This window comes from Methylophilus sp. Leaf408, assembly GCF_916856905.1.
Lineage (GTDB): Bacteria > Pseudomonadota > Gammaproteobacteria > Burkholderiales > Methylophilaceae > Methylophilus.
The window spans coordinates 228,262-254,441 of sequence record NZ_CAKASK010000001.1 but is presented as its reverse complement, the minus strand read 5'-3'; the positions used below and the strand labels follow the sequence as shown (position 1 = coordinate 254,441).

The 26,180-nt window shown below is 47.8% G+C and carries 24 protein-coding genes; 8 read left to right on the top strand and 16 right to left on the bottom strand.

All coding sequences use genetic code 11. The features are described from left to right. Positions 1–28: 28 nt before the first annotated feature. Genes LPA26_RS01090 through LPA26_RS01075 form a run of 4 tightly spaced genes read left to right on the top strand, consistent with a single transcriptional unit; the run spans position 29 to position 3,808 of the window. Positions 29–589 (top strand): D-sedoheptulose 7-phosphate isomerase, encoded by a 561-nt coding sequence (locus LPA26_RS01090; RefSeq protein WP_229007006.1) that lies wholly within the window; start codon positions 29–31, stop codon positions 587–589. Further along, positions 589–2,061, top strand: a complete 1,473-nt coding sequence (gene rfaE1 / locus LPA26_RS01085; RefSeq protein WP_229007005.1) for a D-glycero-beta-D-manno-heptose-7-phosphate kinase — start codon at positions 589–591, stop codon at positions 2,059–2,061. Before LPA26_RS01090 ends, rfaE1 begins: the two co-directional genes overlap by 1 nt. Further along, positions 2,058–3,083, top strand: a complete 1,026-nt coding sequence (waaF, locus tag LPA26_RS01080; RefSeq protein WP_229007004.1) for a lipopolysaccharide heptosyltransferase II — start codon at positions 2,058–2,060, stop codon at positions 3,081–3,083. The genes rfaE1 and waaF overlap by 4 nt, the downstream gene beginning before the upstream one ends. Beyond that, a complete protein-coding gene (locus LPA26_RS01075) occupies positions 3,080–3,808 on the top strand; it encodes a hypothetical protein (RefSeq protein WP_229007003.1) in 729 nt (242 codons plus the stop codon). Before waaF ends, LPA26_RS01075 begins: the two co-directional genes overlap by 4 nt. Here LPA26_RS01075 and LPA26_RS01070 read toward each other — a convergent pair. The 10 genes from LPA26_RS01070 to LPA26_RS01025 all read right to left on the bottom strand — a co-directional run bounded on the left by LPA26_RS01070 (position 3,805) and on the right by LPA26_RS01025 (position 15,707). Continuing rightward, positions 3,805–5,328 carry a hypothetical protein gene (locus LPA26_RS01070; RefSeq protein WP_229007002.1) on the bottom strand — a complete coding sequence of 508 codons (1,524 nt, stop codon included), beginning with the start codon at positions 5,326–5,328 and terminating at the stop codon, positions 3,805–3,807. The two genes, LPA26_RS01075 and LPA26_RS01070, sit on opposite strands and share 4 nt — an antisense overlap. Continuing rightward, the gene (locus LPA26_RS01065) at positions 5,321–5,917 is read right to left on the bottom strand and encodes a class I SAM-dependent methyltransferase (RefSeq protein ID WP_229007001.1); all 597 of its coding nucleotides are present in this window, start codon (positions 5,915–5,917) and stop codon (positions 5,321–5,323) included. The genes LPA26_RS01070 and LPA26_RS01065 overlap by 8 nt, the downstream gene beginning before the upstream one ends. Before the next feature lie 4 nt (positions 5,918–5,921). Then, on the bottom strand, positions 5,922–6,659 hold the full coding sequence (locus tag LPA26_RS01060; RefSeq protein ID WP_229007000.1) for a hypothetical protein: 738 nt from the start codon (positions 6,657–6,659) through the stop codon (positions 5,922–5,924). 305 nt (positions 6,660–6,964) lie between these two features. Further along, positions 6,965–8,041 (bottom strand): glycoside hydrolase family 99-like domain-containing protein, encoded by a 1,077-nt coding sequence (locus LPA26_RS01055; RefSeq protein WP_229006999.1) that lies wholly within the window; start codon positions 8,039–8,041, stop codon positions 6,965–6,967. Positions 8,042–8,048: 7 nt separating this feature from the next. Further along, positions 8,049–8,867 (bottom strand): glycosyltransferase family 2 protein, encoded by an 819-nt coding sequence (locus LPA26_RS01050; protein WP_229006998.1) that lies wholly within the window; start codon positions 8,865–8,867, stop codon positions 8,049–8,051. A gap of 52 nt (positions 8,868–8,919) precedes the next feature. Then, positions 8,920–9,597 carry an HAD family hydrolase gene (locus tag LPA26_RS01045; RefSeq protein WP_229006997.1) on the bottom strand — a complete coding sequence of 226 codons (678 nt, stop codon included), beginning with the start codon at positions 9,595–9,597 and terminating at the stop codon, positions 8,920–8,922. 70 nt (positions 9,598–9,667) lie between these two features. After that, a complete protein-coding gene (gene eda / locus LPA26_RS01040) occupies positions 9,668–10,297 on the bottom strand; it encodes a bifunctional 4-hydroxy-2-oxoglutarate aldolase/2-dehydro-3-deoxy-phosphogluconate aldolase (RefSeq protein WP_229006996.1) in 630 nt (209 codons plus the stop codon). 156 nt (positions 10,298–10,453) lie between these two features. Further along, positions 10,454–12,268: a phosphogluconate dehydratase gene (gene edd / locus LPA26_RS01035; protein ID WP_055829631.1), complete on the bottom strand. Its 1,815-nt coding sequence runs from the start codon at positions 12,266–12,268 to the stop codon at positions 10,454–10,456. Between the two features lie 218 nt (positions 12,269–12,486). Continuing rightward, entirely contained in the window at positions 12,487–14,205 is a 1,719-nt protein-coding gene (locus LPA26_RS01030) for a carbamoyltransferase (RefSeq protein ID WP_229006995.1), read from the bottom strand. A gap of 20 nt (positions 14,206–14,225) precedes the next feature. Beyond that, the gene (locus LPA26_RS01025) at positions 14,226–15,707 is read right to left on the bottom strand and encodes a lipopolysaccharide kinase InaA family protein (RefSeq protein ID WP_229006994.1); all 1,482 of its coding nucleotides are present in this window, start codon (positions 15,705–15,707) and stop codon (positions 14,226–14,228) included. A 133-nt stretch (positions 15,708–15,840) separates the two neighbouring features. Between LPA26_RS01025 and LPA26_RS01020 the strand changes: the two genes are divergently transcribed. Further along, positions 15,841–16,722: a lysophospholipid acyltransferase family protein gene (locus LPA26_RS01020; protein WP_229006993.1), complete on the top strand. Its 882-nt coding sequence runs from the start codon at positions 15,841–15,843 to the stop codon at positions 16,720–16,722. Positions 16,723–16,741: 19 nt separating this feature from the next. On the opposite strand, the gene LPA26_RS01015 is transcribed toward LPA26_RS01020, so the two are convergent. Beyond that, positions 16,742–17,452: a type 1 glutamine amidotransferase gene (locus LPA26_RS01015; protein ID WP_055829639.1), complete on the bottom strand. Its 711-nt coding sequence runs from the start codon at positions 17,450–17,452 to the stop codon at positions 16,742–16,744. A 45-nt stretch (positions 17,453–17,497) separates the two neighbouring features. Continuing rightward, on the bottom strand, positions 17,498–18,028 hold the full coding sequence (locus LPA26_RS01010; protein ID WP_055870941.1) for an rRNA large subunit pseudouridine synthase E: 531 nt from the start codon (positions 18,026–18,028) through the stop codon (positions 17,498–17,500). A gap of 10 nt (positions 18,029–18,038) precedes the next feature. Here LPA26_RS01010 and icd point away from each other — a divergent pair, with 10 nt between their 5' ends. After that, entirely contained in the window at positions 18,039–19,274 is a 1,236-nt protein-coding gene (gene icd, locus LPA26_RS01005) for an NADP-dependent isocitrate dehydrogenase (protein WP_370634292.1), read from the top strand. 103 nt (positions 19,275–19,377) lie between these two features. Here icd and LPA26_RS01000 read toward each other — a convergent pair whose 3' ends face one another. Beyond that, entirely contained in the window at positions 19,378–19,581 is a 204-nt protein-coding gene (locus LPA26_RS01000) for a cold-shock protein (RefSeq protein WP_015831543.1), read from the bottom strand. Positions 19,582–19,919: 338 nt separating this feature from the next. Between LPA26_RS01000 and pilB the strand changes: the two genes are divergently transcribed. Next, the gene (pilB, locus tag LPA26_RS00995; RefSeq protein ID WP_055870935.1) at positions 19,920–21,641 is read left to right on the top strand and encodes a type IV-A pilus assembly ATPase PilB; all 1,722 of its coding nucleotides are present in this window, start codon (positions 19,920–19,922) and stop codon (positions 21,639–21,641) included. Positions 21,642–21,673: 32 nt separating this feature from the next. Next, positions 21,674–22,897, top strand: coding sequence for a type II secretion system F family protein (locus LPA26_RS00990; RefSeq protein ID WP_055870931.1), 1,224 nt, complete (start codon positions 21,674–21,676; stop codon positions 22,895–22,897). A 100-nt stretch (positions 22,898–22,997) separates the two neighbouring features. Here the strand turns inward: LPA26_RS00990 and LPA26_RS00985 are convergent, their stop codons facing one another. Genes LPA26_RS00985 through LPA26_RS00975 form a run of 3 tightly spaced genes read right to left on the bottom strand, consistent with a single transcriptional unit; the run spans position 22,998 to position 26,178 of the window. Beyond that, entirely contained in the window at positions 22,998–23,747 is a 750-nt protein-coding gene (locus LPA26_RS00985; protein ID WP_055829650.1) for a DsbC family protein, read from the bottom strand. Between the two features lie 30 nt (positions 23,748–23,777). After that, positions 23,778–25,004: an FAD-dependent oxidoreductase gene (locus LPA26_RS00980; protein ID WP_229006991.1), complete on the bottom strand. Its 1,227-nt coding sequence runs from the start codon at positions 25,002–25,004 to the stop codon at positions 23,778–23,780. Continuing rightward, positions 24,994–26,178: an FAD-dependent monooxygenase gene (locus LPA26_RS00975; protein WP_229006990.1), complete on the bottom strand. Its 1,185-nt coding sequence runs from the start codon at positions 26,176–26,178 to the stop codon at positions 24,994–24,996. The genes LPA26_RS00980 and LPA26_RS00975 overlap by 11 nt, the downstream gene beginning before the upstream one ends. Positions 26,179–26,180: the final 2 nt, after the last annotated feature.

Genomic DNA, 26,180 nt, shown 5'->3' with positions numbered 1-26,180 from the left:
ATACATACACCTACTTAAGGGCGGTATCATGAGCTATATTGAATATCTGGAAGGCGAACATGCGGCACATATGACCATGTTTGAAGCACTGAAAGCCAGCTTTCCGCTGATCAGTGAAGTGGGATTGGCGATGCGTCAATGTATTCAGCAGGGTGGGAAAATCCTGCTGTGTGGTAATGGCGGTAGTGCAGCCGATAGCCAGCATATTGCTGCTGAAATCGTTGGCCGCTTTAAAAAAGAGCGCAAAGGTTTGCCCTCGATTGCGTTGACCACTGACACCTCAATCCTCACCTCGGTAGGCAACGATTACGGCTACGATTACATTTTTGCGCGGCAGGTAGAGGCCTTATGTCGCCCGGAAGATATACTGATCGGCCTGACCACCAGCGGCAACAGCGCTAACGTGGTGCGAGCGATTGAAGCAGCCAATGAGATCGGCGCGACCACTGTTGGTTTAACAGGCGGTAGTGGCGGCAAATTGAATGCGCTCTGCAGATACAATATTGTGGTGCCCTCGAATGTGACTGCGCGCATACAGGAAGCCCATATTTTCATCGGCCACAGCCTGTGCGAGATTCTGGAATCCTGATGGCTGGCACGCACACGAATACCAGCCTGGCAACACTTGTTCAACACTTTGGTGAAAACAATCAACAGGTACTGGTGATTGGGGATGTGATGCTGGATCGCTATCTAATCGGCGAAGTAAACCGCATTTCGCCAGAAGCGCCGGTGCCGGTGTTACTCATTAAATCCGAACAACATTGTGCAGGTGGTGCCGCAAATGTAGCGGCAAACCTGGCTTTGCTGGGTATACACACGCGCATGATCGGCCTGATAGGCGAAGATAATGAAGCCTCGCTCTTAGTAAATGCCATGCAGAGCCATGGCATAGATACGCAAGCGATGATTAAAACTGCAGCGCGGCCGACCATTGCAAAAAGCCGCATTATGGGTGGGCATCAACAAATGATGCGACTGGATCAGGAAATCACAGATGAATTATCTGCCAGTGAAGTAAGTCATGTCACCAAAGCCATCCAGGCTGCACTTGAGCAGCAGCCAGCACTGGTCATTCTGTCTGACTATGCCAAAGGTTTGCTGACCGAAGATATTTGCCAGCATGTGATTCATTATTGCCGTGCAAACAAAATTCCCGTATTGGTTGACCCCAAGGGACGCAATTACCATAAATATCGTGGCGCAACTGCCCTTACACCTAACAAGAAAGAAACGGCCGAGGCTTGTGATACCCAGGTCAATGATTCTGCTCTGATTGAAAAGGCGAGTACCTTAAAAGCCGGCTTATCCCTTGATTTTCTGGCCGTCACGCGTGGTGAAGAAGGCATTAGCCTCATCACCGAGCGCATAGAACATCTCAGCGCGACCGCCAAACAAGTATTTGATGTTTCCGGCGCTGGAGATACAGTGATTGCCACACTGGCCGCTGGCATGATACATGGCTTGTCGGCACTGGAAAGCTTATCACTGGCCAACATTGCCGCCGGCGTGGTGGTTGGTCAAGTGGGCACGGTACCCATTACCAAGGCTGACCTGGTTTATGCAATTGCAAGTGCTCAAGGTAGTGCCCAGGCGCATAAAGTCAGCGAGTTACCCGAACTGTTACAAAAAGTTTCTGCCTGGAAACAGCAAAGCCAAAAAATCGTTTTCACCAATGGCTGCTTCGATTTATTGCATGCGGGCCATGTGACTTACCTGGAAGGTGCAAAAAAACGCGGTGACAAGCTGGTGCTTGGCCTGAATACCGACCGCTCGGTGTCTGCTCTTAAAGGCCCCACCCGCCCTGTAGTGAATGAAAATGACCGTGCCCGGGTTCTGGCGGCGCTGGAATCTGTCGATGCCGTGATCTTGTTTGACGAAGATACGCCGCTCAACTTGATTAATGCCATCCGTCCGGATGTGATCGCCAAAGGCAGTGATTACACGGCTGATCAAGTGGTTGGCGGCCAGGAAGTGCTGTCGTGGGGCGGTGAAATCGCGCTGATTGATCTGGTGGAAGGCCGCAGTACCAGCAACCTGATTAAAAAAATGCACGCATGAACAAGATTCTGGTGATGGGCCCATCATGGGTGGGTGACATGGTGCTGGCGCAAAGCCTGTTCAAGCAACTCAAAATTGACCAGCCGGATTGCCAGATTGATGTTGCTGCCCCTGCCTGGACCTTACCATTGCTGGAAAGAATGCCGGAAGTGTCGCAGTCAATTGCGCTACCCTTCAAGCATGGTGATTTAGCCGTTGGCGAGCGCTACCGGTTTGGCAAGCAACTCTCAAAAAAGGGTTATACGCAGGCTATTTTGCTGACTAACAGCCTCAAATCAGCAATCCTGCCATGGGCAGCAAATATCCCGATCCGCACCGGTTTTAAAGGCGAAATGCGTTATGGCCTGATTAACGATATGCGCCCATTAGACAAATCCATCCTAAAAAAAACTGTGGAGCGTTTTGTTGCACTTGGTCGCCCAAAGCACACTGATTTGCCCGTTGAATTACGGTTGCCCGCATTGAATGCCAACCGTGACAGCATTCCTACATTAATGCAGCAGCATGCTATTACATCTACGGGCAAACCTGTACTTGGCTTATGTCCAGGGGCAGAATACGGCGAAGCCAAGCGTTGGCCGGTTGAATATTATGCCGAAGTGGCTAACGCCGCGTTAAATCAGGGCTGGCAAGTCTGGCTGTTTGGGTCGGATAAAGACAAGCCGGTTACGACAGAAATTCAGAGTCAAACACAACAACGCTGCGTAGACCTGGCCGGTAAAACCAAGCTGGGTGAAGCGATTGATTTAATGTCTGCCTGCCATACCATCATCAGTAATGACTCTGGCCTCATGCACGTTGCAGCGGCGCTTGATAAACAACTGGTCGCCATCTATGGCTCATCCGACCCTAGCCATACACCACCTATGCATCCACAAGCAATCATTGAGTACCTGGGATTGTCCTGCAGCCCGTGCTTTGAACGTGTTTGCCCACTGGGACACCTTAATTGCTTAAAGCAAATACCGCCGGCACGGGTAATAAAGCATCTTTCATTAAGCGCGCAAGCGATTAAAGCATGACTTACCCTCTCCTGACAGCGCAACACCTGGACGATGCTCGCGTGATCGAGCGTGACCCGCGAGGGATTAAAGTGGTGCAGTTGCCGAACGGCGATTACCTGAAAGTGTTTCGCCTGCGCCACCGCTTTAGCTGGGCCCGTTTTCAGGGTTATGCGCAACGCTTTTCAAAGAACGCATTTAAGCTCGTTAAATTAGGCATTCCTACAGTTAAAGTGATCGATTGCTATGAAGTAAAAAATGCCAGCCTGCTTGATTATCCACAGTCAGTTAATGGGCATAAAAAGGCTGAAGATTTAGAGGCTTCAAGCCATACTTTTGCTGTTCATTACGCACCCTTGGCCGGCGAAACACTAAAAACCTTGCTGGATCAGCAGCAATTAGAAACACACCATGTTGTACAGCTAGGCGCTTTTATTGCCGAGCTACATAAAAAAGGCATTCACTTCCGGTCATTACATTTGGGGAATATTGTGCTCACGACCGAAGGCAAGATGGGCTTGATTGATATTGCTGACATGAAGATTTACCCGTGGTCACTGTGGTTCAGGACAAGGCTACGCAGCTTTCGACATTTGACACGCTATGCCAGGATCAATGCGCCTTTTGGCTTATCTAACTGGGCAATATTGCTTGATAGCTACTTTGAACATGCAAAATTAAGTGCATCTGAAATAAATACGCTCAGAGAGAAAATGCAGCAATATCTGCTGCATCCTCCACACTAGCTGACACGTTTAAAAACTAGCAATTGTTTTCGGTTCTTATGTCCGTAAAACGTCTTTTCCAATTCAAAGCCAGTCAGTTGCTGATGTAACGCTTTTAACTTGGCATTTTCTTCAGGCGTGTCGCCAAGTTTAATCACCAGATAAGCATATTGCTGGATACGCCCGTCAGCAATGCGTTTTGACAGATCATCCCATTCATAATCGCTTCTGCCATCATAAGGCACATCTGCATAAAACCTTTGCTTAGCAGAAGCATAGAGTGCCTGCTGACCGTCCGGCAATCTGGACTTCACATATTTGACCGCATCAATTTCATAATAAAAATCCGCACCTTTAGGTTTAACGTTATTTACAAACCCCGCCAATACGATAAGCGCAGCTATGATTAAAAACAACCTTTTTACAGGAGTAACTTTCGTTTTTGGATGATGTAATAATTTCTGCACTGCAAAACTTGAAAATACAATCAAAACAAAGCCAAACAATGCCACATAGCGGGCGGACAGCAGGTTGACTTTGAAAGTGATTAAACAGCCGATGATCCACGACACAAATAACCAGAACAACAGCACTTGATATGCCACAGGCTGAATGTTTTTTTTGATGGTATGTTTTTCAGCCGCAACGAATAAGGTCGGACCCCAACCAGCAACTCCCAGACACTTCAATGTCGGAATCGCAATATAGACAAGCAGGAATGCAAACCAGGCATACTCCTGGAACGGCTCGCCAATCACCTCATCACGCATCACATCCACGCGATGTGTAATCTGCTGGGTGACATTCAGCTTGATATCCTGAAACCCGGTAAATAGCTCTTTGACCCGCCCAAGATCTTCCAGACTGATGTGCATAAACATTAGAATAACCGGCGCCAGCATACTGCCAATGATAAGCAGGGAATAAGGTGCAGCAATTTTTTTCAGCCTGCCAGAGGCCTGATGAGCAATAAAAAAGCCCGCAAGCGGTAACACCAGCCACTGTACAGCGCCTTCTATCCTGAAAAGCGTGGCCAATAATGCAAAAATTTGCCAGTAAATGACTTGCTTCCAGCGCCCTTGTTGATAGAACAAAATGAGTTGGTTAACAGCGTGTACCATCATGGCCCAGTAACCTAGGTCACGGCTGGCCATAGGCAATATGTTGCCCACAATGTAACCGGAGCCCAATAACAACACTACTGCATAAAATTGTGTCCAGTCATTACCCCCGGCAATGCTGACCATTCGCATCAGCCCCCATACAAGTAGCATAAAGAAAAACACGATCAACACATTTGCCGAGGCTTGTAACCCCAGCCCACTGATCGTGTGCAAGCAAGCAATCAACGCAGGGTAAAAGCCCCAGCTGTAACCTTCAAAGGGATGTGGGTCGCCCATAGAAAAATGGCGGGCCATCTCTATGTATAGAATGGAGTCATTGGTAACCCAGCCATGCTGAATCACGATGATGCGAATACAGGTAACAAATGCCAGGGCGAAGGCCAGATAGAGTGGTAAGTGTTTGCGGTGGTTAATCATGTTTAATCGCTTGCAACTCCCATAAAATATGAGTTTGCGGTTTGAGTTTTAATTTTCTGAAGATCGTTTTAAATTTGGTAGAAAAATCATCATTGGCATGGTAATGCAATCTAGGATAGACCCAAGCCACACGCCTGGCCTTGAACATACCGGTAAATCCGTAGTTTTTGCCATAGCAGCGACCCTCACAGAAATAGCTATGTGTACCGTCAGTAATGAAGTTCACATGTGTCGGATCGATAAAAGCCTCTTTGCTGGGATACCCAGGGGTTAAGGCATAAAACATTCCATCATGCTTTAGCACGCGCCAGATCTCATTCATTAACTCAATAAAGGGGAAGCGTGTGCCATATACGCCACCACTGAGAATCCGAGGAATATGCTCTATAAAATCAAATGCAGAAACAGCATCAAAAGTACTATCCGGATAAGGAATGGGATCAATAGACAGATTTGCTGTTTTAATTTCCACACCCTCTTCCGGGATTGAATGTGCAACCAGATCAATGCCGCACACTACTTCATAAGAAAAAGGATTTCTTGGCTTAGCACCGCAGCCCAAATCGAGATGATGTCTAGCTGCTCGCACTTGTTTAACCCTTCTTGAGTTGATCTACCAATCCGCGCAAACCATCCAGCTCCTTTGCAGGAGAATATTTGTTCTGCAAGGTAGTAATATTTTCTTTTATCTCGATAAAATCAAAATATCCGTTATCAATTTCCTTAATTTTACTTAATATCGTTTCTGAAAAAGTGCGGATATCGCCACAATTCACCTCATGAAACTGCCCATCCACCCAATACTCTTTTCCTGCTTGCCCTGTATACCCAATCACCAGGTTACCCGCTAAAGCAGCTTCAATCGGTGGCAAGCCCAAACCTTCAAGTTCGCTAAATGACAGGAAGATTTTTGACTTGGACAACGTTTCAGCCACTCCCTGCTGGTTCATGTTCTGGATAGGAAAAATCTTCCAGGAAGAAGGCAATTTCCTGGCAATAAAATTCAGCACCAGTGTCGAATGTTTCTCCAGCTTACGTGGCATGTAAGTAATGATGTTCTCTTTATGCTCGGCTGGCTTGAACAAATCTTCTTCAACAGACAAATGCAGACGGTAAATTTTCTGCTCAAATTCGGGAAACAGGAAAACCAGACATGCATAAATATCATCTGATACGCAGGTAATCAATTCCGCATGTTGATAAGCGGAATACACGGAGTCAACGTCTGCTTTGCGAAAAACATCATAGCCACCCTGGACTTGAATGATATATCGGATGCCTTTGTCACGCGCGATTTTGGCTTCTCGTGCCGCCCACATTTCATGAATCACGAATACTTCATGCTTTTTATTAAAGACGAAGTTTTTCTTAAAATTCAAATTGGAGAATGGGGTTTCACAACGGAAATTTACATCTTTTGGATGAAAAACTTGTGCTTTGACTCCTGCTATTTGCATATTATTAATAAGAGAAACATGCCGGTAAATCACCTTGACGCCACCTGAGGCTTTTTTGGCGTTCGGGCACAGATAAGTCAAAGTCAACGCATGCTCAGAATGCTCATCCCTGGCTTGATACCTGAATTTCCGACATTTGAAGATGAGATTATTGATAGCCTTCGGCCATGAAAACCGCGTCATTTTGTAAACTTTTGAGTAAACAGCAAAAATTGATTCAATAGTGCATCACCCCACAGTGTATCAGGCTCAATCACATTGCCCTCCGCCCACTCATTCCATGATTTGATCACAACCACCTGGGTTGGCAAATGCTGTTTCCTTTTACTCAATTGCAGGTAAATCTGCTCCAAATGCCTGGCAAAAGATTGCGGATTAAATCCTTTTAATATCGTCCCGCGACGCAAGTGCCGTGGCGTGGTATCCCAACCTGTAAATACAATCGGGATTTGATGCGGATCTTCAGTTAACGGATCGTTATCAATCACCAGTCCATGATAGTTATATACAAAAGGCCCTAGCTGTTTGTAATGAAACGTTCTGGCCAGCTTTTCACGTATATAAGACCACCAGCTATCGCGCTTGCGCCATTTAAAAATGCTGCCGGATTTATTGTATCCATCAAAATACTTTTTCCAAGGCTGATGGGGCTCAGTGTTGTCTGCCAGCCAGTACATTCCGGCAAAACCATGTTCAGCAGCGCATTTATTAAAGGTCTGGATAAACACTTCGAGGTCGGGGATTTCTTTTGGACTGAAAATTGAAAATACCGGCTTGCCTTCCACCTTGATGTAATTGGCAGAATGAAAGTGCGGCAATAACTGCTCGAAATAAGCTGTGTAATCCCCTGCCCCGAGATATTGCTGCAATTGCAGCGTGATATTTTCGCGTTTGTTATACCAGGTATGGTTGGCCCAGCAGAAGGCATATTTAAAATCCAGCTGGTGATCCAGCACAATTTGCATAGGCTTTTCGAGTAATTTTTTCCCTTCTCCAAACCAGTAGTCAAACACCAGGAAACCATCAATACCATGTGTTTGCGCAACAGATTGTTGCCATTCAAACACGGCAGGATTGAGCAGATTGTAATCACCGAAGGGGGTTTTAGGTTTTTGTATGTGCTGCCAGTCAAAATAAGTCTTCGCAGTATTCAGCTGCTGCCACTCGGTGAAGCCTGGCCCCCACCAGCGATTGTTTTCTTCAATCTCGTGGAATTGCGGCAGGTAGTATGCAAGGCTAAGCAAACGGTTTGTCATGTGTGTATTACTTGTCCAAACTATCGTTTGCAAGAATGGCTTCACCATCGATGCCTCGCAATTTGGCATTGATACGTTTTGCACCCTCACGCATATTTTTTTCACTGGTGCCCAGTTGAGGATTAAATATCAGCGTGGCATGGTTAAGGTGATCTACGTATTGGCCCAATTGCACCGAGTCAAGAAAGCGCATCTCATAGCCAGCGGCAATCATTTTCTGATGCATTACCATGCCTGCGGTCTGGCTCCCATCCGAAAAAAATGTATTGAGTGCACGGATGATATCAGTGCGGTACATTGCGCAGTGACTACGTAAATAGTATTTACTCTCATCCAATCGATTTGGGTTATAGCCGCGATAACCGAACCATTGGTGTAACACTTTTTTCCATGATTGTTCGAAACGGATTCCCCAACGCTGCAAGGTGGTCTTGGATTCCAGTTTCCAGGAACCTACACCAGCCAGCTTGGGATTGTCGTTGAAAGGCTGCAAAAGCATCTGCAACCAATCCGACCGTTTAACAAAGGTATCGGTATGGATAGAAAGTACGTATGGCGTCTTGACCTCAGAGAGCGCGAGATCCAGCGCACGCGAATGTGAAAGTGGCACAGTGTCATCAGCTGCCGGCTTGCGTTCAATCAATCTGACCCAAGGCAAGGAGCGCAAATACTCTACTGATGCATCCTGCGAGTTGTTATCAATCGCAATCACTTCAACCTGATTGAAATCAGTATATTTACGCAACAAACGCATACAGATTTTGGTGATTTCCGGCGTTTTATAATTAGGCACCAGAATGGTGACTTGTTTATTGTCTGTCGTCATGACCGGCATTATAGGCTAGTGTAATCGTTGACTCAAAAGTATAGCTAACCACTTAAAAGTCGGTGTAAGGCTGTAACTCCAGGTGATGGCTGACGGTCACCTGATGTTGTTTGCAATAACTTTGCCAGTCCGGCATATCTGTCCAGTCGGAGACAAACACAAAGTCTAAGCCGGCACCAGTAGAAGCCTGGTGGTCGAAGCGGCTATCACCAATAAACAATGCAGGAAACTGAATCGTGCCATCCGCAATCATGGTTGCCAGATGCTCGTTCTTTTTTGTCGGGCCACCGTAAATCCCTAATTCAAAGAGATTGTCGAGACCACGGCGCGGGAATATTTTGCGCAACTCCTCCTGGTCACCACCTGACATCAGCATCCATTTGGCTTGTGAAGTTCTTTGCTTCAATTTCTCCAGTTCCGGCGCGACCTCACATTGCATCAGCGTTTCATCCAGAATCTCGGTGAAGGTATCCATCAATGTCTGGAAAAATTCTTCAGTGAATGGCTGTTTAAGGATATCGCTGATGTAGTAACGGATTTTATCGTTACGTGGAATACTGCCGAGCTTGATGTGATAATCCACAAATGCCTGTGCCTGCGCATCGGTACCACCGGTACGTTTGGCCGTATTGTAATAAGCATCCACCTTGGTCTGGTTACTATTGAGCACGACTCCATCACAATCCAGCACGATGGTTTTGTATTTTTCGAGATTCAAGGGATTTGTCATAAGCGGCTGGCAATAAAAAAAGGCCTGTAAGACTACAAGCCTTTAATGATAGCTGATTTTCCTTATTGAATTATTTGGCTGCGACGATTGCTGAAGCTTCTTTCGCCAGTTTGGTGATATGTGCCCAGTCTTTACGCTCAACAGCGTCGTTAGGGGTTAACCAGGTACCACCACATACCACTACGTTTGGCAGTGCCAGGAATTGAGGTGCACTTTCAACACTCACGCCACCGGTAGGACAGAATTTCACATCAGCAAATGGGCCGGCAAAACCTTTCAGCAAATTGATACCACCTACAGCCACTGCCGGGAATAACTTCAAGAAGTAGTAATCATCGGCATTAGCCATCATGATTTCAGAACCGGTAGACACGCCTGGTAATAATGGCAGGCCAATTTTACGGGCAAACTGGCCTAATTCAGTGGTGTAACCAGGGCTAACCGCAAATTTGCAACCTACGTCTTTAGAGGCCTGTGCATCCTTCAGGTTACGCACGGTGCCTGAACCCAGAATCGCATCAGGTACATGCTTGGCAATTTGCTCCATGGCTTGCAAAGCAACCGGTGAGCGCAGAGTCACTTCCAGCACCTTCACGCCACCCGCCAGCAATGCTTCTGCCATAGGCACAGCATCTTCCACCTTGTTGATGACAATTACCGGGATGACCGGGCCATGGTTCGCTAAATCTAATGTGCTCATGTTATGAATATTTACCTAATTAATAATTGAATTCTAAAGAAATAAACTTTTAGTATCTCTGTAATTAAAAGTTCTAAGCAAGACTAGGCGCAGGAGTGAAGACAGTACGATTAGTACGGCAAGCGACTGCAACAACGTATTGCGACGAAGTTTTAATTACAACCAAGTGATTGCGCCTTCTTCAGCTGAAAGTACATTCTTGCGCATCCCGCCAAACAACTCACGACCCAATCCGTGGGCATTGTGGTGACGTTTGGCATCGCTCAGCTCTTCAGTCTCACGCTCAGCCCAGGTATCTTCGTCAACCAGCACATTCAACTGACCAACCGTGCCGTTCAACCGGATAATGTCGCCATTACGGATCTTGGCAATCGGGCCACCAGCACTGGCTTCTGGACTCAAGTGAATCGCTGCCGGGATTTTGCCTGACGCACCACTCATGCGGCCATCAGTCACAATCGCCACGCGGAAACCTTTGTTCTGTAATACGGCCAATGGCGGTGTCAGTTTATGCAATTCAGGCATACCATTCGCTTTAGGGCCCTGGAAACGCACCACGGCAATAAAGTCTTTTTCCAGTTCACCACGGTCAAAGGCTGCCAGCAATTCTTCTTGTGCATCAAACACAATGGCCGGTGCTTCGATAATATGACGGTCTTCCGGCACGGCAGAAATCTTGATCACACTGCGGCCCAGATTACCCTTCAGCAAACGCAGGCCACCAGATTCATTAAATGGATGTGCAGCAGTACGGACGATGGTTTCATCACCACTTTCAGCCGGGTAGTCTTTCCATACCAGCTTGTCAGCTTCTTTTTCAGGCTTCTTACCGTAATCACGCATGCCACCGCCACTGACGGTGTATACATCAGGATACATGTAACCACCTTCGATCAATTCGCGAATCACGAAACCTGGACCACCGGCTTGCTGGAATTCATTCACATCGGCTTTACCATTCGGGTACACGCTTGCCAGCAGCGGCGTCCCTCTGGCAAGGTAGTGGAAATCAGTCCAGTCAATCACGATACCGGCAGCACGCGCCACAGCAACCCAGTGAATAAGGTGATTGGTGGACCCGCCAGTGGCGAGCAAAGCCACCATCGCATTGACGATAACGTGCTCATCAACCAGGCGGCCAATCGGCACGAATCTATTTTTCTGGGTATTTTGTATCACCATGCGTACTGCTTCGCGAGTAAAGTCTTCACGCATGCCATCGTGCGGATGGATAAATGCAGCACCAGGCACATGTAAACCCATGGCTTCCAGCAACATCTGGTTGCTGTTAGCGGTACCGTAGAAAGTACAGGTACCCGCGCCATGGTAAGCAGCAGACTCACTTGCCAGCAACTCTTCACGGCCAACCAGGCCTTGCGCATATTGCTCACGCACTTTCGATTTGGAGGTGTTATCAATACCGGTACTCATCGGGCCGGCCGGCACGAATACACATGGCAAGTGGCCGAAATGCAAAGCACCAATCAGTAAGCCCGGCACAATCTTGTCACAGACGCCTAGCAACAACGCAGCATCAAATACATCGTGTGACAGCGCCACAGCTGTGCTCATTGCAATGGTATCGCGGCTGAACAGGCTCAGCTCCATGCCAGGCTCACCTTGTGTAATGCCATCACACATGGCTGGCACGCCGCCAGCAACCTGTACGGTTGCCCCATGCTTGCGGGCTTCATCACGGATGATGTCCGGATAATTCACATAAGGCTGGTGCGCAGACAACATTTCGTTGTAAGCCGTGACAATACCGATATGGGTTGGCTTTTCAGCATAAATCTTGAATTTATCGTTCTGTGGCATGGCCGCGAATGCGTGTGCCACGTTGGCACAGCCCAGGCGATCCGGGCCTTTGTCACGGTTGAGATAATCATCAATACGCTGCAAATAAGCCTTGCGGGTCGGTCGACTGCGCTCGATGATGCGTTCTGTTACTTCAATGTGAGATTGTTTCATTGACTATCGCTCAACTGTGTTTTAACTACTGAACTATCCTGATGAACTGCTTTGACTTACTTTTAATCACAGTTTTGGGATTTATTGTATATGAGTCCAAACTGGACTCTATTCCCGATTATCGCTAAACAACTGGAATCAGTCAAACCAAAAGCGCGTCCAAATGGATTTTTTTGAATGATTCCAATTACTTAAATCGGAATTATAAACTTATGAATCTAGCTTTTCGTCACCAGCACATCTTCCAGCATCAGATACTCCAGATCACAGCCATAAAACATATTCAATGCATCGGTCGGGCTACAGATCATCGGTTCGCCACGACGGTTCAATGAAGTATTCAGTACCACCCCATTGCCGCGCAGGCTTTCCAGATGTTCAATCAGCGCATAGTAGCGCGGGTTAGTTGCCTTGGTAACTACTTGAGCGCGTGCGGTGCCATCTTCATGCACTACTTCCGGTATTCGAGACTTCCAGGCCGGATTTACATCAAAAGTAAACGTCATGTAAGGCGCCGGATGATTGGTTTGCAAAATATCTTCCGCTACACGATCCAGCATGCTCGGGCAGAACGGCCGCCAGCGCTCGCGGTATTTGATTTGCGCATTGATACGGTCGGCCACGCCAGGAAAGCTAGGGTCACCAAGAATACTGCGACAGCCTAATGAACGCGGACCAAATTCCATTCGGCCCTGGAACCAGGCCAGCGGATTACCAGCAGCCAATAACTCGGCTGCTTTATGCGGGCCATTTTCAACGCGTGTGAATTTCGGTTTTTCCGGGTGCGCTTCACAGGCAGCGATACATTCTTCATTACTGAAGGCAGGCCCCAGGTAAGCATGTTCCATTTTATGAATGGTCTCGCCAGCTTGGTGCGCAGCATAAGTCGCAGCGCCGAGACTGGTGCCGTTGTCGCCGGCTGCCGGTTGCACGAATAACTCTTTCACATGCGGCAAGGAAATAATGCGCTGGTTAAGCTTCACATTCAGCGCCACACCACCTGCCATCACGATCTTGCCTGTTTCGCGGATAATGTCGCCCAGATAATACTCAATCATTTGCAGCGCCAGGTCTTCCAGCAATTGCTGAACGCTGGCGGCGTAATGGATGTAAGGATCATCGATCTCATCGCCGGAACGCTTGGGGCCTAACCATTCGATCAGTTTTGGCGTGAAGTAAAAACCTTTGCCATTTTCTTTATAACGGCGCAAACCCACGACATTGACGTACTCGGTGTTAATCAACAGCTCGCCATTCTCGAACTTGGCCAGGCGGCTTAAATCATATTTCTTGGCGTCGCCATAAGGCGCCATGCCCATGACTTTGAATTCGCCATCTAGCATTTCAAAGCCCAGGTATTCAGTGATGGCGCCATATAGACCGCCTAGCGAATCCGGATCATAGAATTCTTTAATTTTATGAATTTTGCCATTTTCACCGTAACCGAAGAAGGTGGTGGCATATTCGCCCTTACCATCAATGCCGACAATGGCAGTTTTTTCTTTAAAACCGCTTAAATGATAAGCACTAGAAGCATGTGCCAAATGGTGTTCCACTGGCACAAATTCGGCATTTTTCAATCCCAAATCTTGCATTAATTGAAGCGATTTATCGCGGTTGCGTCTAAAGCGGCGATTACCGTTAAAAATCGCATCCAACGCACGGTCTGGCGCATACCAATAACGCCTAGCGTAATGCCAGCGCGCAGGCGAAGCCAGGGGAATTTCAGCATATGGAAAAGCGACGATATCAACCTGGTCAGCCGTGACCCCGGCCTGTTTCAGGCAGAACTTGGCGGCCTCATACGGCCAATGATTTTTGGCGTGCTTGTCGCGTATAAAGCGCTCTTCTTCGGCGGCAGCAATAATTTTGCCATCCACCAGAATAGCCGCAGAAGCATCGTGACCCAATGCGCCAGATAACCCTAATACAATCATTCAGTGACTCGTCAATTGATTTAAATGGAAATGCCTGCCAGCTTCAGAGGCGTATGATCCACATACACCGCGTGAAAACTTTGCAACAGCGCATTATACAGCGAAGTATCGTCTTTCCAATTTTGCAGCAATCGGCGGATGTCTTTGACATGCGCACGCAACGCACGTTTAGCACAACGTTGCTGCTGCATGCTGTCCAAATCCAAGACAACAATCTGGCCTTGAGCATTCACATGTAAATTTGTGGCTTTCATATCGCCATGCGAAATTTGCAGCAGGTAAAACTGGTAGCAGGTTAATACAAGCTGCCTGAGTGCTTCTGCACGCAGTGCATCATCGCTGATGGTTTTGAAAAAAGTGAAGGCATCAGGCAATGCACTAATAGCAGAAACGAAATATGCCTCGCCACGCAATCCAAGAAAACGCTTTTCCAGCATCGCCAATGGTTTAGGCGTCAGGATTCCATAATATTGCAAACGATGTGCGTTAGACCACGAAATAGCTGCCCTACTCGGTCGCCAACTCCGCCCAATTGCATGGAATATATTCTTGATGTTATACCGTTTGATCACTGCACCCAGCTGTGCGAGATGGGTACGCACCACGGTACTGGTATTACCATCTTTCAGCATATCCCCCGCTTGCATGGACGAGTCAAGCACATCGGGAGTCAATTCAGGCAAGGCCACATGTGCGTTGTGCGCCAATACAAATGTGGTGGCTTGCTGCCAGACGACATCGGTACAATTACGGAAAATTTTGCGCTCCACATACTCACGCACTTCTTGCGCTTTATGGCGCTTAGCCCAAGCGATTATCTGCTGTGGATTAAACAAATCTGGCCATTGGCGCTGTTGTTGATAAGCGGCAAGCAAAGCCACTACCCATGCTTGCTGATCCAGGATAGCAAGCTTGGCTACTAACTCGGCAAGTTGCTGGTAACAAGCTTTGCGGGATAAATCCTTTTTGCGTATGCCATCGCCATCAATTGACCACACGGTATCATCAGCGAGCACAAAATTTTTCAAGTGCAAGTCAGTCTGCACGAGACCGGCAGCATGTTGCTGCGCCAGCACGCGTACTATTTTTTCAATTAGTGTGAATTTTTGTGCAGTGTCGCTTTGCGCATACACATGATGCGCATTTTCGGCATTTGGAATCGCAGCATAAATCAATACGCTTGCCTGTGCATTTTGAGTAAGACCTTGCCATAATAACGCAGGCGTTTTTAAGCCTGCCTCAGCAAGCAACACCGCGCCTTGCGCATCCCGGTTGGCATATTTACCTGCTTGGGCACCCATAAAAACCTTGGCGAAAACCGACAGGCCTTGCCACATGCCACTGAATACCCAACGGCGACCGGGTAACATTCGATGCACCTGCAATGTGGTCAATACACTGCCATCTGACAATGTCACTGCATTATTCTCAACCACCGGACATACTGAAGGCAGCGGATAAATGTTCTCGGTCAGCGTATTTGTGGTTTCCAGATTAGACATGCAGATTCAAGTTTCAGGATTTTTGCTATTTTACTGCAATCCGACGCGCAGCATAAAAACTTGACCGCCATGCGCTGGCTGCGTACAAGAGTTTGTTAAGATGCTCATTACTTTTCAATGACTGTTTATATTCATGCTGCTCTACTTTTGTAAATTTATCGCCTGGCTGCCATTAAGTCTGGTACACCGCTTGGGCGCTGGATTAGGCTGGCTTTCATACTGCCTGGATCGCAAAAGTAACCAGATTGCATTAAATAATATTCTGCAAAGCCGTTTGGCTGAGAATCCCTTACAAGCCCAACAATTAATGAAGCGCAGCCGACTGGAAGCCGGCAAAGCCTTACTTGAAACATTTTTTATCTGGGGTCAATCGGCGGAGCGATTATTACCGTTCATTCAGCAAGTGCACGGATGGGAAACCGTCAGCGAAGCGCAAAAGAATGGCAAAGGCCTTATTTTCCTGACACCACACCTGGGCTGTTTTGAAATCACTTCCATTTACTACGGCTCGCAATCTCCGATTAAAGTGCTTTACCGTCCGCCCAAAATGCAATCACTTAGCAATCTGGTGGTTAGCGGAAGACAAAAAGGTAAAGTGGAGATGGCGCCAGCCAATGCCAGTGGCGTCAGGAAATTATTACAGGCACTTAAAAACGGGCAAGCGGTCGGTATATTGCCTGACCAGATTCCCCGTAGCGGTGAAGGTGAATGGGCGGATTTTTTTGGCAAACCCGCTTATACCATGGGACTTGCCAGCAAACTGGCCAGCAAAACCAACGCGGTGGTAGTGATGGCATTTGGTCATCGTTTGCCGGATGGCAAGGGATTTGATATTCACCTGAAACGGGTAGACGATATCAGCACCCCCACCCTGCTGAACCAGGCGATCGAACGGCAGATCGCGCAATGCCCAGAACAATATTTATGGCAGTACAATCGTTTTAAACAGCGCCGCTATGCCATGCATAAACTTGAACAGCACACTTCTACGACGAAAACAAACCAGCCAGATTGACAAAGAATTCCAGTAAAATTTAATTGTGCACCAAGCCCTGGATCCAGCGGCTATATACTTTATCAGCAACTGTGTGTAACGTTTCGCAACCAGCATCCACGTCAGCCAGCATCACCTCTGCAGATTGCACGGCTGGGCTAGATGAGGCCTCGGCAATGTCTGCCTTCCATTTATCCGTCCACATCCTGACCATTTCCGGCATCATTTCAATGTGGCATTGAAATCCGATATGTTTTCCAAAGGCGTATGCCTGATTTTCGCAATATGGACTGGCTAGCACATGGGTTGCGCCCTCAGGAACGGTAAACGTTTCTCCATGCCAGTGAAAACTATTAAAGGCTGGCAGATCGCCAAACCATTCTTTTGCTAGCTGGTTATCTAGCACAGAGACTTGTCCCCAACCAATTTCTTTAACAGGGTTTTTGCTCACGGTGCCGCCCAGGGCTTTACTGATCAACTGGCCGCCAAGGCAATGGCCTAACAAGGGTACATCCTGATCCACCGCATGACGGATCAGACTCAACAACGGAGGAATCCACGGCAAATCATCATTGACACTCATAGGTCCGCCCATTAGCACAATGCCGCTATAAGCGTCGAGTGAGGAAGGAACAGCTTCACCCTTATCAATCCGCACTTCGCACCATGGAATAGCATGTTGCGCTAAAAAAGTGCCTAAATAACCTGCACCTTCGCAGCAGGCGTGCCTGAAAACAACTACCGGTTTCATACTAACCTTTTCGCTTCCTTTGCTTGAAACTGTCATTTACATTAACTAAAGTGTTTTGTATTTACCAAGCAAGATTCCGTCCAGATTGTAAGGCCCGATTGCATAACGCACCAGTCGCAAGGTCGGGAAGCCTATATGGGCCGTCATTCTGCGCACCTGGCGGTTTTTACCTTCGCTGATTTTCAGCTCCAGCCAGGTAGTGGGGATGGCTTTTCTTTCACGGATGGGCGGGTTTCGCTGCCACAAATGGGCAGGTTCATCGATGATACGCACTTGTGCAGGCCGGGTTACAAAATCACCTAAATCAACACCTTGCTGCAATGGCATCAAATCTGCTTCTGTAGCAGCACCTTCTACCTGAGCCCAATAGGTTTTAACTTCTTTGTATTTGGGATGGCTTAAACGATGTTGCAAAGCACCGTCATCGGTTAAAATAAGCAATCCTTCAGAATCGGTATCCAGCCGCCCGGCCGCATATACGTTGGGAATCGGAATATAGTCTTTAAGCGTCGCATGTTTCTCATGAGGAGTAAACTGGCAGACGACGTTAAAAGGTTTGTTAAACAGTAACAACATGGAAAGCACTATGTCAAAAATCAATGTGCCAGCGACTGGCAGCAAAATCATCGTTAATGCCGATAATACCCTAAATGTCCCAGACCAACCTATTATCCCTTTTATCGAAGGCGATGGCATTGGCATAGACATTACGCCGCCGATGATCAAAGTAGTCGATGCTGCTGTTGAAAAAGCGTATGGCGGTAAACGCAAGATTTCATGGATGGAAGTATACGCGGGTGAAAAGTCAACGACAGTGTATGGTAAAGATAACTGGTTATCTGATGAGACCATGGCCGTGCTGAAAAACTATGTCATTTCAATCAAAGGCCCATTGACTACACCGGTCGGTGGCGGTATCCGCTCGCTGAACGTCACGTTGCGCCAGGAACTGGATTTATACGTTTGCCTGCGCCCGATTCAATATTTTGATGGCGTACCTAGTCCGGTAAAGCATCCTGAAAAAACCGACATGGTGATTTTCCGCGAAAATACTGAAGATATTTATGCGGGTATCGAATGGGCAGCCGGCACAGAAGAAGTGAAGAAAGTCATTAACTTCTTGAGTGACATGGGCGTGCGTAAAAAAATCCGCTTCCCTGAAGCTTCTGCGATCGGTATCAAGCCAGTTTCTATCGATGGCAGTAAACGCCTGATACGCAAAGCCATTCAATATGCGATTGATAACAACCGCAAATCGGTGACCATTACCCACAAAGGCAATATCATGAAGTTCACCGAAGGTGGCTTCCGTGATTGGGGTTACCAGTTGGCCAAAGAAGAGTTTGGTGCGGAACTGATTGATGGCGGTCCATGGTGCAAATTGCCTAACGGCATCGTGATTAAAGACTGTATCGCTGATGCATTCCTGCAGGAGATCCTGTTGCATCCGGAAGATTATGATGTGGTTGCCGCACTAAACCTGAATGGCGATTACATCAGCGATGCATTGGCTGCCCAGGTCGGTGGCATTGGGATTGCGCCAGGCGCCAATCTGAGCGATACCATTGCTATGTTTGAAGCGACGCATGGGACTGCGCCAAAAATCGCCGGTAAAAACCTGGCCAACCCGAGCTCATTGATTCTGTCAGCAGAAATGATGCTGCGTCATATGGGCTGGATAGAAGCCGCAGACCTTGTACTTAAGGGGGTAGGCAAAGCGATTGCCAGCAAACGCGTGACCGGAGACTTCTCCAGCCAGATGGAAAGTGCGACCCAGGTCAGCACGGCTGAATTTGGTGATGAAATCATCAAAAACATGTAGGCTACATAGCGAAATTCGCTAAAGCACAGCCATTAAAAACGGAGAAACAAAAAACGGCTCACCAATGTGTGAGCCGTTTGCATTTGGTGCCCCTAAACAATCTTTATGCTTTTTGGATATTGCTTGCTTGCTTGCCTTTAGGGCCTTCTGTCAGATCAAAGCTGACACGCTGGCCTTCTTTTAAGCTTTTGTAACCAGACTCAACGATTGCGGAAAAGTGCGCGAACAAATCGTCACCGCCATCATCAGGAGTAATGAATCCAAAACCCTTAGAATCGTTAAACCACTTCACGGTACCTGTTGCCATTTTACTTCCTTACTTTTTTACTTATGCAGGGAGGCGCCCCAAAAGTTTGTCTCAAGTACTTAAGTCGCAATAAACAAGCTTTGCTTTACTTAAAGACGGCTACAAAAAACCTGAACGCAAACGCCTTAAGGGCTTTATACATTCAGCATTATTTAAATGTCAAGTGTAATTTTTCATCTTTTAACGAATTGACGTAAATCTGGTTAAAATTTGTATAAATGCTGCACGAGTGTGCGTCTTTTCCTTGATTTGAATAAAGCCATTTCCCGTATACTCACGTAAAAAGTATTGTTGTTTCAATACATTAACCGGATTAACTCGAGCCCTGGTATTACTTTATGGCAACGCTTGGCAGTACGCATAAACTTGGTGGCATGGCACGTACTTTGGTGCAATCTGCGCTTATTAGCGAAGATGAGGCGGGTGTGCTGCAGGAAAAAGCCCATACGCAAAAGATCAGTTTTGTGGCGGCGATCATCGCCCAGAAAAAAATTTCATCGCGCCATATTGCGCAAGCAGCTTCCGACGCCTTTGGATTTCCATTTTTTGATCTGGACGCACTAGACCAGGATTCGTTACCTGACAAGTCCATCGATATCAAACTCATGCAGTCTCAACGCGTGTTGTTACTGCAACAAAAAAACAACATTGCCTATATTGCGGTCTCCGACCCGACCAACCTTCATGCACTGGATACCATTCAGTTTCAGATGGGTGCGACATTGTCCCCGCTGGTTGTGGAAGATGACAAACTCGGAAAATGGATAGACAAGATCGTAGAGTCCAAAGACACCAGCATGGCTTCACTCAGTGTCGGAGGTGATGACTTTGATCTGGGCCTAGAAGATACCGCAACAGAACAGGAAACTGAACTCGCGCAGGAAGTGGACGATGCGCCTGTCGTTAAATTCCTGCAAAAAATACTGATGGATGCAATCAATATGGGTGCATCTGACTTGCATTTCGAGCCCTATGAAAAGTTCTACCGCATCCGTTTCCGCATTGACGGTGTGCTCAGGGATATGGCGCAGCCGCCCCTAGCAATCAAGGACAAACTTGCTTCGCGCATTAAAGTTATCTCCAACCTGGATATTTCTGAAAAAAGAATTCCGCAAGATGGCCGCATGAAGTTGCTGTTGTCTAAAACACGCTCAATCGATTTCCGCGTCAGCACTTTGCCACTCATTTATGGCGAAAAAATTGTGATGAGGATTCTGGACCCGACTAGCGCCACACTTGGCATTGAAGCATTGGGATACGAGCCTGAGCAAAAAGAAGCATTGCTAAAAGCTGTTCAACGACCTTACGGCTTGGTACTAGTAACAGGCCCAACCGGGTCGGGTAAAACGGTTTCGCTATATACCTGTTTGAACCTGCTTAATGATCCAGGCGTAAATATTTCTACGGCTGAAGACCCTGCAGAAATCCCGCTGGCAGGCATTAACCAGGTAAACGTCAATGATAAACAGGGCCTGACGTTTGCTGCAGCGCTGAAATCGTTTTTACGGCAAGACCCCGACATCATCATGATTGGTGAGATCCGTGACCTGGAAACCGCTGACATGGCAATCAAAGCTGCCTCGACCGGCCATATGGTTTTGTCAACACTGCATACCAATGATGCGCCGACAACATTGTCCCGATTAGTGAATATGGGTGTCGCGCCCTTCAATATTGCCTCGGCGGTGACGTTAATTACAGCACAACGTCTTGCAAGACGCTTATGCAAGCATTGCAAGGTACCGCTCGATGTGCCCAAAGAAGCGTTGCTTAGCGTAGGTTTTAAGGAAGTGGACCTGGATGGCAGTTGGCAGTTATATGATGCCAAAGAAGGTGGCTGTGAACATTGCAACAACGGCTACAAAGGCCGCGTCGGTATTTATCAGGTGATGCCGGTCAGCGAAGAAATGGCACGGATTATCATGGCTAGCGGCAATGCAATGGATATTGCCGCCCAGGCTAAACGCGAAGGCGTCAAAGACTTGCGGGAGTCAGGTTTGCTTAAAGTAAAACAAGGCCTGACTTCTATTGAGGAAGTTGAAGCTGTTACCAATGAATAATGCACAATCAATGAGTCATTAGATAGAAAATTATGGCAACTGCAAATGTAAAACAATCCGTTTTCCTGTGGGAAGGCAAAGACCGTAAAGGCAAGGTCGTCAAAGGTGAAATGCGTGCCAATGGCGAAGCCGTTGTCAACGCCACCCTGCGCCGCCAGGGCATTGCAGTCACCAAGGTCAAAAAGCAAAGTTCCCTAAGGATCAAAGGCAAGGTCACGGATAAAGACATTACCTTATTCACTCGCCAACTGGCGACCATGATGAAAGCGGGTGTGCCACTATTGCAGGCATTTGATATTGTCGGCAAAGGTCATCATAACCCGGCCGTTTCAAAGTTGCTGGCGGATATCAAGGCCGATGTCGAAACCGGTAGCAGCCTGAGTGCTGGCTTCCGCAAATATCCTTTGTATTTTGACAACCTGTTTTGCAACCTGGTCGCGGCCGGTGAACAAGCCGGTATTCTGGATGCCCTGCTGGACCGGCTGGCGACATATAAAGAAAAAATTCAGGCGATTAAAAGCAAAATCAAATCCGCGCTGGTATACCCGGTGTCGATTATTGTGGTGGCGTTTGTCATTACTGCTGTGATTATGATCTTTGTAGTCCCGGCTTTTAAGGATCTTTTCAGCAGTTTTGGCGCCGATCTTCCAGGGCCCACAGTCGTAGTTATCAATCTTTCCGATTTCTTTGTGAAATGGTGGTGGGCCATTTTCGGCACGCTAGGTTTTGGTATTTGGTTTTTCCTGTACACCTGGAAACGTTCGGAAAAATTGCAGGCGTCTATGGACAGGTTATTGCTACGCTTACCGATCTTTGGCGAATTGATTCGTAAAGCCACTATCGCCCGCTTTGCCCGGACCCTATCCACCATGTTTGCTGCCGGCGTACCGTTGGTGGAAGCGCTGGATTCAGTGGCTGGTGCATCAGGAAATAAAGTCTATTATGACGCCACGAAAAAAATACAGAGTGAAGTAAGTACCGGTACCAGCCTCACCGTCTCCATGCAAAATGCCAATGTGTTCCCGAATATGGTGATCCAGATGACAGCGATTGGTGAGGAATCGGGCTCACTGGATTCGATGCTGACCAAAGTGGCTGACTTTTATGAGGGTGAAGTGGATGATGCCGTCGCAGCAATCTCCAGCCTGATGGAACCGGTGATTATGGTGGTGCTGGGCGTGTTAATTGGCGGCCTGGTAGTGGCAATGTATATGCCTATCTTCAAAATGGGCAAAGTCGTTAGCGGCGGTGGTTAATTCGCGCTGGAAACTTTCATTACTCAAACGACTTTGATTAAAAGTCACTAAAACAAAAAGGCCGGAAATTCCGGCCTTTTTGTTTTTTAACACTGAAGCACTATTTTTTTGCTGTCTGCAACGCTTTTTCAATTTCGTCAGAAGGCTGTGCGCCAAGCATACGCTTGCCGTTTTCAAAGAACATGGTCGGCGTACTGTTTACCCCAATCTTGTGGGCAAGTTCACCGACTTTTTCCAGCGGCACTTCACATTTAGCGGTAGACGATGGCAATTTGTTATTGAAAATCCATTCCTGCCAGGCTTTTACACGATTGCTGGCGCACCAGATACTTCGCGATTTGTTAGCGGCATCAGGGTGCAATTGCTCAATCGGATACAAGAAAGTATAGATAGTCACATCATTGATCTTGGTCAATTCATTCTGTTCCAGGCGCTTGCAGAACGGGCAATCCACATCTGAAAACACGACCAGCTTGCGGCTGCCGTTACCCTTAACAACTTTAATTGCCTGGTCCAGTGGCAGACTATTGAAGTCAATTTTAGTGAGTTCATCTAGGCGATCGCCGGTGATGTCTTTTTTAGTTTTAGGATCAACCAGGCGGCCTTCGGCAATCAGGAAACTGAATTTTTCATCGGTATAAATAATCTGACCACCCATGAAAATTTCGTATAAACCAGCGTAGTTGGTTTTAGTGACACTATCGACTTTGATTTTCGGGTAAGCCGCTTCAATGGCTTTTTTAACAGAAGCTTCATCTGCAACACTGGTCACTGCGCCTAACAAACCGACACTTAGCAACACTGACAAACTAACCCAGCGAGTTGCAGAACTCCAAATACTTTTTTTCATCAATCACTCTTTCTCAAGCTTGCACAGTACTTAGCCTTGCGTGGCTGTGCGAATTAAAAAACGTTTTAGCATAGCACTGTTTTCAAACCCGTGTAAGCCCAGGATAGCCGCATGTGTCCATGCCGGCTCAGGGCGCGAAAACAATTTATCCAGGCCTCGCGTCAGGGTATGCATTTTCAGGATATCCAATTGCCGGGTTCGCATGACATGACGCAAAAAGCTTGCATCCCCGAGCGGACGCAAGGCTGGCAAATCACCTAATTCGCGGCACAACGCCTGCACATCCTGGAATCCCAGATTGACACCTTGCCCGGCCATTGGGTGCACCTGATGTGCGGCATCCCCCAACAGCAATACGGAAGACAATGCCATCGTCTCTGCTGTTTTCTGCACCAGTGGAAATCCTAGTACTGCGCCAGCTGGTGTCAGCTTGCCTAACGCATATCCGCAGCGCTGCTCCACTTCGGCTGCCAATGCTTCTGGCGACAAATTCTGTTTTACACTAGCCTGGTCTTGGGACAAGGCCCACACCAATGACACTTGTTGCTGCGGCAGTGGCAGCAGTGCCAATGTTTCGTGTGCGCCAAACCATTGCCGGGCAATATTGCCATGCGGTCTTTCCGCGATGTAATTCGTCACCAGCGCTGTTTGTTCAAAATCCACGGTAGTGACACTAACGCTACACTGCTCACGTACCCATGAACTACCGCCATCAGCGCCTAGCAGCAATTGTGCTTCAATTTCATGCTGCGGCAACGTTAACTGTACTTTATGACCAGCATGTTGCAGTGCTTGAGCCGGGGCGTCGGTGATGATGGTCACGTCAGTGCTGGCCAATACCTGCCAGCACGCATATACCAAGGCCTGGCTTTCGACAATAAAACCCATTTGTGTCAAATGCGCATCTGCGGCATCCAGACTCAGACTTGGCTTGGAATGCACATCGGTGGGTGACCACAAATGCATCGCAGCCATGGCATTTACCCGATTGGCTGGGACATGCTGCCAGACGCCGATTTCTGTTAACCAATGCACAGTCTCATTGGTTAAGGCATAAATGCGCGTATCCCAGTGTGCGGTATCTTCAATCCAGCCAAGAGAAAATGCGGGTAAAGCTTGCGCGTCAGTCAATACAACTTGTTTACCCAGCCTGGATAAAGCAATAGCCGCAGTCAGGCCTACCAACCCGGCGCCGACAATAACCACATCACTATTGAGTATGGTTTTGCTAGTGATCAGGGGTTTACTAACTACCATAACTCATTTTATTCACCAGTAACCGGCGTGCAAACGGCAGCATGCTGAGCGCACCCAAACCCGCACCACGCAACAAGCCGACGCCTATCAGGTCATTGGAAAACACATTCACCAGAAAGTCTGTAAATATCAACCCACGGCCGGTATCGCGGGCGCGTGACTGATGATATTGAGCTAACCTGTGCACGGTTCCCCACTCAGCAGCCGAGCTCGCTGCAATATTTCTGGCCAAAGCCATCGCATCTCGAATGCCGACATTGAACCCCTGCCCGGCCACCGGGTGCATAGTTTGTGCTGCATTGCCGATCACCACGCAATGTGCAGGAAAAGTCTGTTCCAGCTTACTTAGTTTGAGTGGAAATCTGCCACGTTTACCAATATGCAAGAACTTGCCTACGCGATCACCAAATGCCTGATGTAAAGCCTGCAAAAAAGCGGCATCGTCTAGTGCGGCAATCTGGTCGATATATGTTTGTTCACCGGTCCAGACCAGGGAAAAATGCTCACCATTCGGCAGCAGTGCCATCGGGCCGAACGGGGTAAATCTTTCATAAGCAATATTGCGGTGTGGCAGCTCAGTCTGTACCAGTCCGACCAGAGCATCATGGCCATAGTGTTTGGTTTCCCTGACCAGGCCGGGAATAGATTCAAGACTGCGCCCGCCATCGGCGATAATTGCCAGCGGAGTGGCAATCAAATCAGTGCTTTGTCTATCGGTAGCACCAGCCGTTTGAAAGGTGATTTCAGCGGCGTTTGCATCCACATGCAGGTTTTGCACCGGTACCTGATATTGAATCTCCAGACCAGAAGAAGATTCAGCAATGCGGGCATCCAATGCCTGCATCAGCGCGCCATAAGAAACGACATAACCAAGTGCTGGCAATTGATGTTCGCCCGCTTTAAGCAAGGCGCGACCAAAGCCTTTTTGTTGCGACACATGGATAGTGTCAATGGCAGTCACTTTTGATTGCAGTGTGTTCCAGACGCCGAGTTGTTCCAGCACTTGTCGCGTTCCGGATGACAACGCCAGCGCACGGCCATCGCCATACATGGCGCCAGGTGGCTGTGCCTCCAAGACAGTCACCGGCACACCGGCCTGTTGCAGCGATAACGCCAGCACCAAGCCTACCGGACCGCCGCCAATCACCACCGGATGTGTCAGAGTTTGCTTCAACC

Coding starts and splice junctions, on each gene's coding strand:
- LPA26_RS01090 (WP_229007006.1), top strand. CDS start 29: ATGAGCTATATTGAATATCTGGAAGGCGAACATGCGGCACATATGACC.
- rfaE1 (WP_229007005.1), top strand. CDS start 589: ATGGCTGGCACGCACACGAATACCAGCCTGGCAACACTTGTTCAACAC.
- waaF (WP_229007004.1), top strand. CDS start 2,058: ATGAACAAGATTCTGGTGATGGGCCCATCATGGGTGGGTGACATGGTG.
- LPA26_RS01075 (WP_229007003.1), top strand. CDS start 3,080: ATGACTTACCCTCTCCTGACAGCGCAACACCTGGACGATGCTCGCGTG.
- LPA26_RS01070 (WP_229007002.1), bottom strand. CDS start 5,328: ATGATTAACCACCGCAAACACTTACCACTCTATCTGGCCTTCGCCCTG.
- LPA26_RS01055 (WP_229006999.1), bottom strand. CDS start 8,041: ATGACAAACCGTTTGCTTAGCCTTGCATACTACCTGCCGCAATTCCAC.
- LPA26_RS01050 (WP_229006998.1), bottom strand. CDS start 8,867: ATGACGACAGACAATAAACAAGTCACCATTCTGGTGCCTAATTATAAA.
- LPA26_RS01045 (WP_229006997.1), bottom strand. CDS start 9,597: ATGACAAATCCCTTGAATCTCGAAAAATACAAAACCATCGTGCTGGAT.
- eda (WP_229006996.1), bottom strand. CDS start 10,297: ATGAGCACATTAGATTTAGCGAACCATGGCCCGGTCATCCCGGTAATT.
- edd (WP_055829631.1), bottom strand. CDS start 12,268: ATGAAACAATCTCACATTGAAGTAACAGAACGCATCATCGAGCGCAGT.
- LPA26_RS01030 (WP_229006995.1), bottom strand. CDS start 14,205: ATGATTGTATTAGGGTTATCTGGCGCATTGGGTCACGATGCTTCTGCG.
- LPA26_RS01025 (WP_229006994.1), bottom strand. CDS start 15,707: ATGTCTAATCTGGAAACCACAAATACGCTGACCGAGAACATTTATCCG.
- LPA26_RS01020 (WP_229006993.1), top strand. CDS start 15,841: ATGCTGCTCTACTTTTGTAAATTTATCGCCTGGCTGCCATTAAGTCTG.
- LPA26_RS01015 (WP_055829639.1), bottom strand. CDS start 17,452: ATGAAACCGGTAGTTGTTTTCAGGCACGCCTGCTGCGAAGGTGCAGGT.
- LPA26_RS01010 (WP_055870941.1), bottom strand. CDS start 18,028: ATGTTGTTACTGTTTAACAAACCTTTTAACGTCGTCTGCCAGTTTACT.
- icd (WP_370634292.1), top strand. CDS start 18,039: ATGTCAAAAATCAATGTGCCAGCGACTGGCAGCAAAATCATCGTTAAT.
- LPA26_RS01000 (WP_015831543.1), bottom strand. CDS start 19,581: ATGGCAACAGGTACCGTGAAGTGGTTTAACGATTCTAAGGGTTTTGGA.
- pilB (WP_055870935.1), top strand. CDS start 19,920: ATGGCAACGCTTGGCAGTACGCATAAACTTGGTGGCATGGCACGTACT.
- LPA26_RS00990 (WP_055870931.1), top strand. CDS start 21,674: ATGGCAACTGCAAATGTAAAACAATCCGTTTTCCTGTGGGAAGGCAAA.
- LPA26_RS00985 (WP_055829650.1), bottom strand. CDS start 23,747: ATGAAAAAAAGTATTTGGAGTTCTGCAACTCGCTGGGTTAGTTTGTCA.
- LPA26_RS00980 (WP_229006991.1), bottom strand. CDS start 25,004: ATGGTAGTTAGTAAACCCCTGATCACTAGCAAAACCATACTCAATAGT.